Here is a 15390-nt window from a genome sequence, read left to right as displayed (position 1 = left end):
ATCAGTCGCTCAAATCAAGCTGGCGGGACAGGATGGCGGAAAACTCGCCGGCGAAACCTTCCAGACGGGTAATGATCCGCTGCAGGTCATTAGAGAATTTGTTATAGGCGACAACCGCCGGGATGGCAGCGACAAGGCCGAGCGCGGTCGCAAACAACGCCTCTGCGATACCTGGGGCGACGACCGCAAGGCTGGTGTCCTTGGTGGCGGCGATGGACTGAAAGCTGTTCATGATCCCCCATACCGTGCCGAAAAGGCCAAGGAATGTTGCTGTCGAGCCGACTGTCGCGAGAAATCCGAGATACTTTTCAAGCCGCTCCACTTCACGGTCAATGGTTACCCGCATGACCTGATGGATACGTGCCTGCAGACCCGTATGCGAATGCTTGCCAATCCCCTTCTCGGTCGAGCGGGACCATTCCTTCATGGCGGCAGCGAACAGCATGGCCAGCGGATTGTCCGGGCTCGACCCGACGCGACGCTGCAGATCCTCCAGATTGCCGCCGGACCAGAATTCATTCTCGAATTCGTCCGCATCGGCCGTGATCCGGCGAAACCGCAGGATCTTGTCAATAATGATCGCCCAACTCCAGAAGGAGGCCAGTACCAGAACGATCATCACTATCTGAACAACAATATCTGCCTGAACAAACAGGCCGACCATTGATAAATCGTGAGCACCGCCGCCCATCTGGGTGACGACAATAGCATCATTTTCCATTTACTCTTCCCTGGCTAAAGTCTTCGCATGTAAAGCCGAATCGCCCAAAATCGCATTAAACTTGTCATTTATGGCAGAAGAAAGACGCTGCGGTTTTCCTTCTCTGTCAAGGCAGGCGACCCGTACCTTCGTCTCCACGAGGAGTTCTCCGCCGCGATAAATATTCTGCGCCATCCTGAGAGACGCCCCTCGCAGATCGGTCACCGAGGTCACGATTTCAAGCTCGTCTTCCATTCTTGCCGGCTTAAGATATTCGATTTCACAGGCGCGGACGACAAAATTCGCGCCGTCTTCCTCCATCATCGCCTGCTGATTGATGCCGAGGCCCCGCAGCATGTCCGTTCGCGCCCGCTCCGTGAATTTGAGGTAGTTGGCGTAATAGACAATGCCGCCTGCGTCCGTATCCTCCCAATAGACGGAAAGCGGAAATACATGCCGCGTCCCTTGATCCCCTGCCTCAAACCGGCCGAGCATTTTGACGTTACTCATCCCGTCTCTCTTCATCGATCAGGGACAGCTGTTCCGACATGGTCTTCGGAAAGGCCAAACCCAGATGATCAAATGCCGCCTTTGTCAGCATGCGTCCGCGCGGAGTCCGCTGCAGAAAACCCTGCTGGATCAGGTACGGCTCGATAATATCCTCGATGGCATCGCGCGGCTCTGACAAGGCGGCGGAGAGGGTCTCCACACCGACCGGGCCGCCGCCGAAGTCCTCGGCAATGCGGCCAAGATAACGCCGGTCCATGCTGTCGAGCCCGCGTTTATCGACTTCCAGCCGGTTGAGGGCGGCATCTGCCTTGACTGCATCGACAAGATCAGCCCCGGCAACAGCGGCGAAATCCCGTACTCGGCGCAGAAGACGGCCGGCAACGCGCGGCGTACCGCGACTGCGTCTGGCGATCTCGATCGCGCCGTCTTCACTGAGATTGAGGCCCAGAACCCGTGCGCCGCGCGCCACAATAAGCTTGAGTTCATCCGGCTCATAGAAATTCATGCGGAGGGGAATACCGAACCGCTCCCGAAGCGGGGTGGTGATCAGGCCCGAGCGGGTCGTTGCCCCGACAAGCGTAAACGGCGGCAGATCAATGCGGACGGAACGCGCTGCCGGCCCCTCCCCGATGATGAGATCCAGATGGAAATCCTCCATCGCCGGATAGAGAATTTCCTCCACCGCGGGGCTCAGGCGATGAATTTCATCGATAAAGAGCACATCATTCTTTTCAAGGTTGGTGAGAAGGGCCGCGAGATCCCCTGCCTTGGTGATCACCGGTCCGGCGGTTGCCCGGAAATTCACCCCAAGTTCGCGGGCGACGATCTGCGAGAGGGTTGTTTTTCCAAGACCCGGAGGTCCAAAAAACATCACATGATCAAGAGCTTCGCCGCGTGCTTTCGCCGCCTGGATGAAGACGCTTAAATTTTCACGGACCTGCTTCTGGCCGATAAAATCATCAAGGACCTGCGGGCGGAACTGGGTCTCCATTTCCTCCTGATCATTTGCGGCAGTGCTGACAAGCCTCTCGTCACTCATGCGGCAAGCTCCTTCAACCCGGTGGTTATCAGGGCCTCAACAGAGGCCTCGGGCCCGAGAGTTCGGGCGGCAGCGGCGACCGCGCCAAAGGCATCCGCCCGGCCATAGCCGAGGTTGACAAGCGCCGACACCGCATCCCCGGCGGCGGTCTGCGCCGGTTTCGAAGCCGTCGCTGATACTTCCGCACTAAAGGCAACGGGTCCGAGATCCATTTTCGCGACCTTGTCTTTCAGCTCAGCCGTGATCCGGCCTGCGACCTTCGGTCCGACCCCCGACACCCGGGTCAGCGCCGTCTTGTCCCCGGCGGCGACGATCTGCGTCAGTTCATCCCCGGAATAGAGAGAGAGAATACCGAGGGCGACCTTGGCCCCTACCCCCTGCACCGTCTGCAGCAGGTTGAACCAGGACCGCGCGGCGACGCTTTCAAAGCCATAGAGATGGATATGATCTTCCCGCACATGGGTTTCGATGTGCAGGGAGACGATCCCGCCTTTCTCCGGCAGGTTCCGGAGCGACCGTCCGGAACAGAACACAAGATAACCGACGCCCCCCACGTCTACGATAACCCAGTCGTCGCCGATTTCGTCCAGCTTGCCGGTCAGTTTCGCGATCATGGTGCCCGCCCTGCCATCATCGTGGCCTTTCGAAGGTTGCGGTTGCTGCTCGCATAATGGGCATGGCAAATGGCCACGGCAAGCGCATCAGCGGCATGTTCGTTGGCAATATTGCATCCGGGCAGCAGCATGCCGACCATGGCGTGGATCTGCTCTTTTCCGGCATGGCCCGCGCCAACCACCGACTTCTTGATCTTGTTGGGGGCATATTCCTCAACCGGGAGACCATTGAGCGACGGAACCAACAGGGAAATTCCACGCGCTTGTCCGAGCTTCAGGGTCGAGACCGGGTTCTTGTTGACGAAGGTTTCCTCAACCGCCGCCTCGGCGGGCTGCCAGTCCAGAATAACCTTGCTGATTCCGTCATAGAGCTGAACAAGGCGCTCAGAGAGGCTGAGATCGCCATCAGAGGATATTGCGCCATTGGCCAGATGCCGGAGGGTATTGCCCTCTGCCTCTATGATCCCCCAGCCGGTATGGCGAAGTCCCGGATCCAGCCCTAATAAACGCATGATAAAAATACTGTCCTTACTTAAGAGTTAGCCGCCAATTTTCTCCATGATTTCTTCGGGAATATCAAAATTGGCCGAAACCTTCTGCACATCGTCATTGTCTTCGAGCACATCCACCAGCTTGAAGAGGGAGTTGGCCAGATCCTCCGTTTCCACCGGGATCGAGTTCTGTGGCTTCCAGACGATGCCCGCTTCCTGAGGTGTGCCGAATTTCTCTTCCAGCGCATCGCGCACGTCGTTAAAATCCTCCATCGCGCAGGTTATGTCATGGATCTGGGTATCGCTTTCGACATTCTCCGCACCTGCTTCCAGCGCCGCTTCAAACATTTCATCGGCGTCTATCGCATCAGCGGCATAGATAACCTGCCCAATCCGGTCGAACATGAAGGCAACGGAGCCCGTCTCGCCCATCGCGCCGCCGGCCTTGGCGAAGGCAGCGCGCACGTCAGCGGCGGTGCGGTTGCGGTTATCCGTCAAGGTCTCGACGATAATGGCAACGCCCCCGGGACCATAGCCCTCATAACGCATTTCCTCGTAATTATCGGCACCGGCCTCGCCGGAGGCACGCTTGATCGCACGATCGATATTGTCGTTCGGCATATTATCGCTGCGGGCGGCGGATATCGCGCTCCTGAGGCGCGGATTCATGGCCGGGTCCGGCAAGCCGGTTTTCGCCGCCACCGTCAATTCACGGATATGCTTGGCGAAAATCTTCGCCCGCTTCTTATCCTGCGCGCCCTTGCGGTGCATGATGTTCTTAAATTGTGAATGTCCCGCCATAGTTCGTCTCTTGGTCTCAATGGTTAATGGTTACTGTTTCGCCGTTTGTACCCGATCCGCATAAAAGAGGCACGTCCTTTTTATATCTCCGAAGAGCTTCAGGAACCCTCTGGCCATATCTCTATCAGGCGACCACCGACGCGCAAGGGCGAAATATAGCTCGCAAGGCCCGTTTTATCGTCTGTCTGGACAAAAACTCCGCAGGCTGTCCCCTCGCCCAGTGCCGGCGTAAAGCGCCCGCCCGGAATTTTCCGGGTGAAGCGACGGAGCGGCTCTTCCTTGTCCATGCCGATCACGGAGTTATAGTCGCCGCACATGCCGGCATCCGTCTGGTAGGCGGTTCCGCCCGGAAAAATCTGGGCGTCCGCGGTCGGGACATGGGTATGGCTGCCCACCACCATGGAAACCCGGCCATCGCAAAAATGTCCCATGGACATTTTCTCGGAGGTGATCTCCCCGTGAATATCAACCAGAATGGCGTCATATTTCCGGCCAAGCGGATTGCCGGCAAGCATTTTATCAACAGCCGCAAAGGGATCATCGAGCGGATCCATGAACAGACGCGCCATCACCTGCACCACCAGAATACTCTTGCCGCGACGGGTCTTGAACACGCTTGCCCCGCGCCCCGGCGTATCTTTCGGATAATTGATGGGACGCAGCATCCGGGCGTCCTTCTCAAGGAAGGGCATAATTTCCTTCTGGTCGAAGCTGTGATTGCCAAGGACAATGCAGTCCGTACCGGCAGTATAGAATTCTTCGGCAATTTTCTCGGTGATACCAAAGCCGCCCGCTGCATTCTCGCCATTGACGACAATAAAATCGGGGGACAGCCGCTCGCGAATTTTCGGCAGTTGCGCGACCAGCACGTCCCGACCCGAACGGCCCACCACATCCCCGAAATACAGAATTTTCACGTTATTTTCCTTAGTTCTTTTTCTGTCACAATATAGTCGAGGCGCTGATCATAACTGTCGGTCACCACCCTCGCCACTTCCTGCGCGGCGTAGGCAAAACCGATAGCACAGCACTCGACACCATCTCGAAGTTTTTCCAGGGTACGGTCGTAAAACCCGCCGCCATAGCCCAGTCTATAGCCCGCCGCGTCAAAGGCAAGCATCGGCGTAATCACAAAATCGGGGGTGACATAGTCCGCGGTCTTGGCCGGGACCAGCACGTTGAAGGCGCCCGGCTCCAGCACCGTTTCCGGTGTCCAGCGACGAAAGGCCAAGGGGTGGTCCTTACGTTCCACAACCGGCAAGGCGCAGGCGACACCAAGGTCATGGAGAGCCTGCAGAAGCGGTCTCGTGTCCAGCTCGCTGCCAAGCGGCCAGTAAAGGGAGATTGTCTTGTCATCCAGCGCCGGAAATGCATCCAGAAACCGGCGCGCGGCGCGTGCACCCGCATCTTCCGCGACAATTGATGCCCGGCGCGCAAAAGCGGCATCACGCTGTTGCTGTTTTTGGTTTCTGCAAGTTTGTGTCACAGGCAGCTTTTCGGCAGGATCCGGAAATAGGGCACTGTTGCACCAGCATAGCCGTCGACGCGTGGAAATCGCTGTGGCCTGACAAGTCAGGTGGGCGCCGATATAGTAGGACCACGGTCCAGTCAGGGATCAGCTCCCAGGATTTCGTTATTGGCCCCAGGAAATCATTCGTCTAACGCACAAGTCAGTGCAACACCGTCCATTTAAGCATTTTCGAGCGTTTGTGCAATAGACTCAATTTTTTCTGCCCAGGCATCCTCCGCGGAGCTGCTCCCGGTGGCCTCAATCTCTTCCCGGAGTTTCTCGATCGTTTCATATGCCTGCGACAAGTCATCCGCAATCAGCAGGCTAGCCATCAACAGCAGCTGGCCCTCGCTCGCGCTGCCAACCGACTCCATCAGGTCCTGAACCTTTTTATCGACAAATTCCGCCAGATATTCAAGATGCGGTTCTTCCCCATCACCGCAGATGATCGGGTATGACCGTCCGTTCACGTTGACTGTCAGAGATCCCATGTTACTGCTCCAATATCATGCTGAGCTGATCGATTGATTGATCAAGGCGGCCAGAGACCGCCTGAGTCTTCCTCTTCAGTGCCTCATACTTGCCGCGCAATGCTTCAAGCTCGCTTTTCAGCGCTTCATTCTCAGCGGCAAGATCGGATCCGACGGCAACGCCGCCCGAGCCAAATTCCCCCTGCTGCTTCTCCCGCGCAAGGGTAGTGGCGGCTTTCTCCAGCCGGGCAATGGCCGCCTCCATCCTTGATTCGCTGTCCTGCTCGTTCCCCATCAGACTATTCCACACTGTTTATGGTCAGTTACCGGAAATCTCTCACCTTTGACAATACGATCATGCCGTAACACTCGTCAACCTTATTGGTTGTGGCACATTTTGAATGGATTCGCACTATTTCCTTGAACTAAGCGGTTGACGTACCGATGTTTGGGCGGCATCTTCCCCCCGATTCCGAAAGGAAACCCTTTTGGCTTTGCATTCCGGACGCCGGCGCGTCATTGCGCGAAGTTCGGCATAATACCGGAATGATCTGACGAACGGATACATTTTGAAACCAACCCGAAGACGGGCACCAGCAATCTGAAAGCGCACCCTGTGCACTTGCTCCTTTCAATCATGCATAACGCATGGGGTGAGGAGATATAAAGAACGCCTGGTGGATGGAGATGAGCCAAGTATGAACAAGATCGGGCTTAAGTCGTCACCGAACTCAAGCAAGCATGATGACATGGCAAACGCCATCCGGGCGCTGTCCATGGATGCCGTTCAGGCAGCAAACTCTGGACACCCTGGCATGCCGATGGGAATGGCCGATGTTGCGACCGTCCTTTTTTCCAAATTCCTGAAGTTTGATCCGGCGAAGCCGAACTGGCCCGACCGTGATCGCTTTATATTGTCGGCCGGCCATGGTTCCATGCTGCTGTATTCGCTGCTGTACCTGACTGGCTACAAGGACATGACCCTGGAGGAAATCAAGAATTTCCGCCAATTGGGGTCGAAAACCGCAGGTCACCCTGAATTCGGACATGCAGACGGCATCGAAACGACAACCGGACCGCTCGGACAGGGCCTTGCCATGGCCGTTGGCATGGCACTTGCCGAAAAGATGCAGGCCGCACGGTTCAAGGAAATTGTCGATCACTATACCTATGTGATTGCCGGCGACGGTTGCCTGATGGAAGGGATCAGCCACGAAGCGATCTCCTTCGCCGGCCATCTCAAGCTGAACAAGCTGATCGTGCTGTGGGACGATAACTCCATCAGCATCGACGGTTCGACCGACCTCGCGGTTTCCGATGACCAGGCGAAACGCTTTGAAGCCCACGGCTGGGACGTTCAGGCGGTCAATGGCCATGATGCGGCGGAAATTGAAAAGGCAATCGCTGCGGCGAAACTCTCGGACAAGCCGTCCATGATTGCCTGCCGCACGACCATCGGTTTTGGCGCCCCGAATAAACAGGGCACGTCCGGTGTTCATGGCGCGCCCCTTGGCGAGGATGAAATCGCCCTCGCCCGCAAGGAATTGGGTTGGCCGCATGCACCATTTGATATCCCCAACGATATCCTTGATAAATGGCGCTGTGTCGGCACTATGGGCGCCCGCCACTCCGCAGCGTGGGAAGAAAGCCTGAAAGCCCTTCCGGCAGACACACGGTCGGAGTTCAAGAGCAGCCTGCGGGGAGACCTCCCGTCGGATCTTGAGGATGCGCTGCTGGAATATAAGCGGCAACTCAGCGAGGATGCTCCGGCCTGGGCAACACGGAAATCAAGCCAGGAAGTGCTGAAAGTCATTAATGACAAGGTTGACAACACTGTCGGCGGCTCCGCCGACCTGACAGGATCGAACCTGACGCAGACGCCCCAGATGAAACCGGTCACCGCGGAAGATTTCTCCGGCCGGTACATCTATTACGGCGTGCGCGAATTCGGTATGGCTGCCATCATGAACGGCATGGCGCTGCATAAGGGCTTTATTCCCTATGGCGGTACCTTCATGGTCTTCACCGATTATGCGCGTCCGGCGATCCGCCTCTCCGCCCTGATGGAACAGCGGGTTATCTATGTCATGACCCATGATTCCATCGGTCTTGGTGAAGACGGCCCGACCCATCAACCAGTGGAGCATCTGGCTGCCCTGCGGGCAATGCCAAACGTCAACGTCTTCCGCCCGGCGGACGCGGTCGAAACGGCGGAATGCTGGCAGCTTGCCCTGCAATCCAAATCGACCCCCTCCATCCTGTCACTCAGCCGGCAGGGGCTGGACTTGGCCCGGAAAACCCATTCCACTGAGAACCTCTGTGCCAAGGGTGGTTACGAATTGGCCCCATCCAATCTGGAGGCGAAAGTCACCCTGATTGCAACTGGCTCTGAAGTATCCATTGCCCTGAAAGCGCAGAAGATGCTGGAAAGCGAAGGCATCGGCACGCGGGTCGTTTCCATGCCCTGTTGGGAACTCTTCGAAAAACAGGAAGATGCTTACAAAAAAGAAACACTTCAAGAGGATACTGTGAGAATTGCTGTTGAGGCAGGCTGCTCCATGGGCTGGGAAAGATACACCGGCACGGATGGCGGCTTTATCGGCATTGACAGTTTCGGCGCCTCCGCTCCGGCAGGCGATCTTTATAAACATTTTGGCATCACCGCCGAGGCAATCGTCGCATCGGCAAAAGACAGGCTTTAACTTAAGAGAAAATGGCCGGCAGAAATAAGAACCCGGCAATCAGGAGTAGAAGAAATGACTGTTCGTGTAGCAATTAACGGTTTTGGACGGATTGGACGGAATATCCTTCGGGCAATCTATGAGTCCGGCCGTACCGATATTGAAGTTGTCGGCATCAATGACCTGGGATCTGTTGAAGCCAACGCTCATCTTCTGAAATATGACAGCGTTCATGGCCGCTACCCCGGCACGGTAACGGTTGATGGAGACACCATTGACCTCGGCCGCGGCCCGATCAAGGTAACCGCGGAACGCAATCCGGCCGATCTGCCCTGGGGCGACCTCAACGTCGATATCGCCTTTGAATGCACCGGTATCTTCACCAAGCGTGACGCGGCCGCCAAGCATCTGGAAGCAGGTGCCAAGAAAGTCCTGATCTCCGCTCCTGGTACAGACGTTGACCTGACCGTTGTTTACGGCGTCAACCATGACAAGCTGACGAAGGACCACACGGTTGTCTCCAACGCCTCCTGCACGACCAACTGCCTCGCGCCGGTCGCCCAGGTGCTCAACGAATCCGTTGGACTTGTTCACGGCTTCATGACAACGGTTCATGCCTTTACAGGTGACCAGCCGGTTCTGGATACGCTCCATTCCGACCTTCGTCGCGCCCGTGCTGCGGCCATGTCGATGATCCCGACTTCTACCGGTGCCGCCAAGGCTGTTGGATTGGTTCTGCCGGAGCTTGCCGGCAAGCTCGACGGTACATCAGTTCGCGTTCCGACACCAAACGTCTCCATGATCGACCTGACATTCGTCGCCGGTCGTTCCACGTCCAAGGAAGAGATCAACGCCGCCATTACCGAGGCTGCAAACGGTCGCCTGAAAGGCGTTCTCGACGCCAACAGCGATCCGGTTGTCTCCATCGACTTCAACCACAACCCGGCGTCTTCCACCTTTGACCTGACCCAGACACAGGTGATCGACGGCACCTTCGTTCGTGTCCTGAGCTGGTACGACAATGAGTGGGGCTTCTCCAACCGGATGAGCGACACGGCGCTCGCCATGGCCAACGCCAAATAACGTGCGATCGGGGACGGAGTAAGAGTATGGTTGAATTCAAGACTCTCGATGATCTTGATGTCAGCGGCAAGACCGTTCTGGTGCGGGTGGACCTGAATGTACCGGTGGAGGATGGCAAGATTGCCGACTTCACCCGTATTGACCGGATCCTGCCGACGTTGAATGAACTCGCCGATAAAGGTGCGAAAGTCCTTCTTCTCAGCCATTTCGGGCGGCCAAAAGGCAAGGTCGTCCCGGACATGTCCCTCCGTCCCATTGCCGAGGGCCTGGCCGCGCATATTAAGCGGCCGGTCACTTTTATTGAGGACTGCATTGGCGAACCTGTTGCGAAAGCCGTTTCCTCTGCGTCGGCGGGCGATGTCCTGCTGGCGGAAAATGTCCGCTTTCACGCAGGCGAAGAAAAGAACGATACCGGTTTCGCAAAGGAACTCGCCGCCGTTGGCGATGCCTATGTGAATGACGCCTTTTCCTGCTCCCATCGCGCCCATGCCTCGACCGAGGCGCTGGCCCATCTTCTGCCCGCCTATGCCGGCCGGAATATGGAAGCCGAACTGACGGCCCTTTCCAAGGCGCTGGAAAAGCCGGCACGTCCGGTCATGGCGGTTGTTGGTGGAGCAAAGATCTCCAGCAAACTCGACCTTCTCTTCAACCTGATCGAGAAGGTGGATATCCTGGTAATTGGCGGCGGCATGGCGAACACCTTCCTCAATGCCAAGGGCGTGAATGTCGGGGCCTCCCTGTGCGAGCATGATCTCGCCGGGACAGCTTCGGAGATTCTGGCCAAGGCAGAGAAGGTCGGCTGTGACGTCCTCCTTCCCGCGCATGTTGTGCTGGCCAAGGAATTCAAGGCGGGTGCCACAAACCGGACGGCAAGCGTCGATGACGTGCAGGCGGACGAAATGATTCTCGATGTCGCACCGGAATCTGTTACCCTGCTCAAAGAACGTCTCGCGACGGTAAAAACATTAATATGGAACGGCCCGTTTGGCGCCTTCGAGATTGACCCTTTCGACGCCGGCACGGTCGCCGTCGCCAAGGAAGTCGAGAAGCTGACCAGAGCGGGCGAGCTGATTTCCGTTGCCGGTGGCGGTGACACGGTGTCGGCGCTGGCAAAAGCCGGTGTCACGGATGGCCTTACCTATATCTCGACTGCCGGTGGCGCCTTCCTCGAATGGATGGAAGGCAAGACACTGCCGGGCGTTGCCGCGCTCAGCCGCTGATCAGGTAGAATTTACGGGAGGTGAAGAAATGGATGACATGGAACTAGAAGATATCGCAAAAGCACTTGTCGCCCCCAGCAAGGGCATCCTGGCAGCCGATGAAAGCACCGGGACCATCAAGAAACGCCTCGATACCATCAATACACCAAGCACGGAAGAAACCCGCCGCGATTACCGCGAACTGTTGCTCTCCACCAAGGGCGCAGGCGATTATATCAGCGGCGTGATCCTCTATGATGAAACCATCCGCCAGAAGGCGAAAGACGGCCGCCAGCTCACGGACCTTATCAACGGTCAGGGTATCATTCCCGGCATCAAGGTCGACACCGGCGCAAAGCCCCTCGCCTTTTCCGAAGGGGAACTGGTAACTGAAGGGCTGGACGGCCTCCGCGATCGTCTGGCGGAATATCACAAACTCGGCGCACGGTTCGCCAAATGGCGCGCCGTGATTTCCATTGGGGAAAGTGCGCCCAGCCAGTATTGCATCGATACCAACGCCCATGCTCTCGCCCGCTATGCGGCACTTTGTCAGGAGGCCGGCATTGTCCCGATCGTGGAGCCGGAAGTGCTGATGGATGGCGATCACAATATTGACGAATGCTATGCGGTCACGGAAACCACATTGAAAACCGTCTTTGACGAACTCTATAAACAGCGCGTGGTTCTCGAACAGATGCTGTTGAAACCCAATATGGTGGTCTCCGGGATGTCCTGCCCGGAACAGGCCGGTGTCGAGGAAGTTGCAACGAAGACCCTTTATTGCTTCGAGCAGACCGTACCTGCCGCTGTACCGGGAATAGTCTTCCTTTCCGGCGGCCAGAGCGAGCAAAAGGCGACAGAACATCTCAACGCCATGAACCAGATGGGAACCTATCCTTGGGAAATCAGCTATTCCTTCGGTCGGGCGCTCCAGGCCTCTGCCCTTGCCGCCTGGCAGGGCAAGAAGGAAAATGAGGAGGCCGCACAGGCCGCCTTCCTGCACCGCGCCAAACTGACCAGCGCCGCCCGCGATGGCGAATACAGCCCGGATATGGAATAGCACTTTATGGGGACAGCGCCTGAAGAAGGACGGGAACGTCCCCGTCTCTACCTGATTTCACCGCCGGTCATTGATCTTGATACTTTCGAAATGGCCTTTCGGAATGCTCTTGCCGGTGGCGACGTTGCCTGTTTCCAGCTTCGCCTGAAAGACCGTCCGGCCGAAGAAATTATCGCGGCGACGAAATGTCTTCTGCCGATCGCTCAAGACGCCGGTGTCGCATTTCTGCTCAATGACGATGCGGAACTTGCCAGGGACCTTGATGTTGACGGCGTCCATGTCGGCCAGGATGACATGCCTTATGAAGAGGCGCGGAGAATCCTGGGGCCAGACGCCATTATCGGCGTGACCTGCAAGAATTCCCGGCACCTGGCCATGGAGGCCGGCGAAGCCGGTGCGGATTATGTAGCTTTCGGGGCCTTCTTCCCCTCCTCCACCAAGTCCGATACCGTAAAAACCGAACCGGACATTCTCACCTGGTGGTCTGAGACAACCCTGATCCCGGCTGTCGCCATCGGCGGCATTACGATCGACAATGCTGAAGTCCTGCTGCAAAACGGCGCGGATTTCCTCGCGGTTGCCGCCGGCGTCTGGGAATATAAGGAGGGACCGAAAGAGGCTGTCGCCGCATTCAATCGGATGATTGATAAGGTTGTGGCAAACTGGTAGGTTCCGCCCAGAATTATTTGACAAGAGCATAGAAAAATCATGAAAATTAACGGAAATGCTGTCCGCCCGGGCAATGTGATCGAGCATAAAGGGGGCCTGTGGGTCGCTGTAAAAATTCAGCATACTCAGCCCGGCAAAGGCGGTGCCTATCTGCAGGTGGAACTCAAGAACCTCCGCGATGGCACCAAGTTGAACGAGCGCTTTCGCGCCTCCGAGTCCGTAGAACGGGTTCGCCTGGAACAAAAGCCGCACCAGTTCCTGTTTGAGGATGGCGAGTTGCTGACCTTCATGGATACAAGCACCTATGAGCAGGTGTCGATTTCCAAGGATATGGTCGGCGAGCGCGCCGCTTTCCTGCAGGACGGCATGGATGTCGAGATCGAGTTTCACGAGGAAAGCCCGCTCACCGTGATCCTGCCGGAGCAGGTCATCCTCGAGATCACCGAAACCGAGCCTACCGTGAAAGGACAGACAGCGGCCTCTTCCTACAAACCGGCAATCCTGGAGAACGGGATGCGGGTGATGGTGCCCCCATTTTGCGGCACGGGCGAGAAAATCGTTGTCAACACGGAAACATCCGAGTATCTCAAGCGGGCGGACTAAGCGCCGTATAAATCCCCGCACCCTGACTGAAAGTAAGGCATAGGCCGATGGCGAGAAAATCCGCAATCATTAACGCAATGGAGCTTTCTGCACGAAAAGCTGCCCGCAAGCTCCTCCGTGACTTCAACGAGGTTGAGCATTTGCAGGTATCGCGCAAGGGCCCGGCGGATTTTGTCTCCCAGGCGGACCTGACCTGCGAGGCGACCCTGCGGGAGGAACTTGGCCGGCTGCGTCCGGAATTCGGCTTTATTCTCGAAGAAGGCGGCGTGATCGAGTCGAAGGACGGAATCCATAACTGGGTTGTTGATCCCCTCGACGGGACAACAAATTTCCTTCACGGCCTGCCGCATTTTGCCATTTCAATCGGCGTCAAGGCGGGCAAGGAGATTATTGCCGGCATCATCCTCGATCCGGTAAAGGACGAGCTGTTCTGGGCGGAAAAAGGCGGCGGCGCCTATATGAATGACCGTCGCCTCCGGGTGTCCAGCCGTACCAAGATGACCGACTGTATTCTGGCGACCGGCATTCCCTTTACAGGCAAGGCAGATCACGGAAAGTTCCTGAAGGAACTTGAGCATGTGATGTCAATTTCCGCGGGTGTGCGCCGTTTTGGCTCCGCGGCCCTTGATCTAGCCTATGTCGCCGCCGGTCGATATGACGGTTACTGGGAACGAAATCTCGCTGAATGGGATATTGCCGCCGGTATCATCATTGCCCGCGAAGCCGGAGCACTCGTCTCGCAGCTCGATGGCGGCGAGAAAATGCTGGAAAAAGGCGATATCCTCGCCACCAACAGCGGAATCAACAGCTCCATGCTGGAAATGTTTCGGAAAATCCGTCTCGGAAAGTAAAAAATACACGATCCCGGCTTGTTCCCGCGAATGGCTCGGCTATAGTAAAGCCCTGTTTTTCAACCAATAATAAGTCAGGATCAACGTGACATGCGTGCTATCGTCGTCCATAAATTCGGTAACTATCAAGACGTTGCCAAGCTCGAAACCCTTCCCATACCCGAACCCGGACCAGGGGAAGTGGTTGTCCGCAACAAAGCGGCGGGCGTAAGCTTCGCCGCATCCCTCAACATCGCCGGCAAATATCAGCGCAAGGCCCCCCTCCCCTATATTCCGGCAACAGAATCAGCCGGCATCGTTCATGCCGTGGGCGAGAATGTAACCCGCGTCGCCGTGGGCGACCACGTCATGTGCAGCGTCGATCATGGAGGCGCCGCCGGTTTCTGCAAGATCGAGGATGTTGCCTGCCATAAAATCCCTGAGGATATGGATTTCGCGGTTGGATCCGCCTTGATCACCTCCTACAACACCTCCTATGGCGCCCTGACCCGCCGCGCCAACCTGCAAAGCGGCGAGACCCTGCTGGTTCACGGAGCGGCTGGCGCCGTCGGAATGGCCGCTGTCGAAATCGGCAAGGCCCTGGGTGCGACCGTTATTGCTGTCGCCGGCGGGGAAAAGCATTGCGAGACGGCCCGCCGTCACGGGGCCGATCATGTGATTGACCATCGGCAGGCGAATTTCCGCGATGTCGTCATGGATATCACGAATGGTCGCGGCGTTGATCTTGTCTATGACAGCATCGGGGGTGACGTGACAATCCAGTCTATCCGCTCGCTGGCGTGGGAAGGGCGGCTGCTGACAATTGGTTATGCCTGCGGCGAGATCCCCAAGATTGCCGCCAATACCCTGCTTTTAAAAAATGCCTCCGCGCTGGGTTTCAACCTCGGGCATTTCTTCGGCTGGTCACCGGGCGGCAGCCGGGCGCAATATATCGACGCGCTGGACGAAATGGCTGCGGGCGTGCTTGGTCTCTACAGGGACGGGAAAATAAACCCCGAGATCGGCGCCCGATTCCCGCTCTCGCAGTTCGTTGACGCGCTGGACGCCGTGATCGACCGGAAGGTTGACGGCAAATGCGTCATCGAAATGAGTGAAGAAGACTACTAACC

The 15390-nt window shown here is 57.0% G+C and carries 18 protein-coding genes and 1 other RNA gene; 8 read left to right on the top strand and 11 right to left on the bottom strand.

All coding sequences use genetic code 11. The features are described from left to right. Position 1 precedes the first annotated feature (1 nt). The 11 genes from tolQ to J0X12_RS07295 all read right to left on the bottom strand — a co-directional run bounded on the left by tolQ (position 2) and on the right by J0X12_RS07295 (position 6430). The gene (gene tolQ, locus J0X12_RS07345; RefSeq protein WP_237688035.1) at positions 2-721 is read right to left on the bottom strand and encodes a protein TolQ; all 720 of its coding nucleotides are present in this window, start codon (positions 719-721) and stop codon (positions 2-4) included. Next, positions 722-1210, bottom strand: coding sequence for a tol-pal system-associated acyl-CoA thioesterase (ybgC, locus tag J0X12_RS07340; protein ID WP_207043721.1), 489 nt, complete (start codon positions 1208-1210; stop codon positions 722-724). Beyond that, a complete protein-coding gene (gene ruvB, locus J0X12_RS07335; RefSeq protein WP_207043719.1) occupies positions 1203-2249 on the bottom strand; it encodes a Holliday junction branch migration DNA helicase RuvB in 1047 nt (348 codons plus the stop codon). Before ruvB ends, ybgC begins: the two co-directional genes overlap by 8 nt. After that, entirely contained in the window at positions 2246-2863 is a 618-nt protein-coding gene (gene ruvA / locus J0X12_RS07330) for a Holliday junction branch migration protein RuvA (RefSeq protein ID WP_207043717.1), read from the bottom strand. The genes ruvB and ruvA overlap by 4 nt, the downstream gene beginning before the upstream one ends. Beyond that, positions 2860-3375 (bottom strand): crossover junction endodeoxyribonuclease RuvC, encoded by a 516-nt coding sequence (gene ruvC, locus J0X12_RS07325; RefSeq protein WP_207043715.1) that lies wholly within the window; start codon positions 3373-3375, stop codon positions 2860-2862. Before ruvC ends, ruvA begins: the two co-directional genes overlap by 4 nt. 27 nt (positions 3376-3402) lie before the next feature. Then, positions 3403-4155: a YebC/PmpR family DNA-binding transcriptional regulator gene (locus J0X12_RS07320; protein WP_207043713.1), complete on the bottom strand. Its 753-nt coding sequence runs from the start codon at positions 4153-4155 to the stop codon at positions 3403-3405. Positions 4156-4253: 98 nt separating this feature from the next. Then, positions 4254-5072 (bottom strand): YmdB family metallophosphoesterase, encoded by an 819-nt coding sequence (locus J0X12_RS07315; protein WP_207043711.1) that lies wholly within the window; start codon positions 5070-5072, stop codon positions 4254-4256. Beyond that, a complete protein-coding gene (locus J0X12_RS07310; protein WP_207043710.1) occupies positions 5069-5641 on the bottom strand; it encodes a 5-formyltetrahydrofolate cyclo-ligase in 573 nt (190 codons plus the stop codon). The genes J0X12_RS07315 and J0X12_RS07310 overlap by 4 nt, the downstream gene beginning before the upstream one ends. Before the next feature lie 35 nt (positions 5642-5676). Continuing rightward, a non-coding RNA gene (gene ssrS / locus J0X12_RS07305) (6S RNA) lies at positions 5677-5835 on the bottom strand. 9 nt (positions 5836-5844) lie between these two features. After that, entirely contained in the window at positions 5845-6156 is a 312-nt protein-coding gene (locus J0X12_RS07300) for a cell division protein ZapA (protein WP_207043709.1), read from the bottom strand. Position 6157: 1 nt separating this feature from the next. Continuing rightward, the gene (locus J0X12_RS07295) at positions 6158-6430 is read right to left on the bottom strand and encodes a hypothetical protein (RefSeq protein ID WP_207043708.1); all 273 of its coding nucleotides are present in this window, start codon (positions 6428-6430) and stop codon (positions 6158-6160) included. Between the two features lie 403 nt (positions 6431-6833). On the opposite strand from J0X12_RS07295, the gene tkt reads away from it, so the two are divergent. The 8 genes from tkt to J0X12_RS07255 all read left to right on the top strand — a co-directional run bounded on the left by tkt (position 6834) and on the right by J0X12_RS07255 (position 15388). Further along, positions 6834-8837 carry a transketolase gene (gene tkt / locus J0X12_RS07290; protein WP_207043707.1) on the top strand — a complete coding sequence of 668 codons (2004 nt, stop codon included), beginning with the start codon at positions 6834-6836 and terminating at the stop codon, positions 8835-8837. A gap of 54 nt (positions 8838-8891) precedes the next feature. Beyond that, complete coding sequence (gene gap, locus J0X12_RS07285; RefSeq protein WP_207043706.1) at positions 8892-9899, top strand: type I glyceraldehyde-3-phosphate dehydrogenase; 1008 nt, start codon at positions 8892-8894, stop codon at positions 9897-9899. A gap of 26 nt (positions 9900-9925) precedes the next feature. Then, positions 9926-11119 (top strand): phosphoglycerate kinase, encoded by a 1194-nt coding sequence (locus tag J0X12_RS07280; RefSeq protein ID WP_207043698.1) that lies wholly within the window; start codon positions 9926-9928, stop codon positions 11117-11119. 28 nt (positions 11120-11147) lie between these two features. After that, positions 11148-12158 (top strand): class I fructose-bisphosphate aldolase, encoded by a 1011-nt coding sequence (locus J0X12_RS07275; protein ID WP_207043697.1) that lies wholly within the window; start codon positions 11148-11150, stop codon positions 12156-12158. Positions 12159-12164: 6 nt separating this feature from the next. After that, positions 12165-12827, top strand: a complete 663-nt coding sequence (thiE, locus tag J0X12_RS07270; RefSeq protein ID WP_207043696.1) for a thiamine phosphate synthase — start codon at positions 12165-12167, stop codon at positions 12825-12827. 39 nt (positions 12828-12866) lie between these two features. Further along, entirely contained in the window at positions 12867-13430 is a 564-nt protein-coding gene (efp, locus tag J0X12_RS07265) for an elongation factor P (RefSeq protein WP_237688034.1), read from the top strand. Positions 13431-13477: 47 nt separating this feature from the next. After that, complete coding sequence (locus tag J0X12_RS07260) at positions 13478-14281, top strand: inositol monophosphatase family protein (RefSeq protein ID WP_207043695.1); 804 nt, start codon at positions 13478-13480, stop codon at positions 14279-14281. A gap of 90 nt (positions 14282-14371) precedes the next feature. After that, entirely contained in the window at positions 14372-15388 is a 1017-nt protein-coding gene (locus J0X12_RS07255) for an NADPH:quinone oxidoreductase family protein (RefSeq protein WP_207043694.1), read from the top strand. The last annotated feature ends 2 nt before the right edge of the window (positions 15389-15390 follow it).

Origin of the sequence: Sneathiella sedimenti, from assembly GCF_017313765.1 — a bacterium.
GTDB lineage: Bacteria > Pseudomonadota > Alphaproteobacteria > Sneathiellales > Sneathiellaceae > Sneathiella > Sneathiella sedimenti.
The sequence above is the reverse complement of the archived record's forward strand: the minus strand, read 5'-3'. Positions and strand labels throughout refer to the sequence as shown.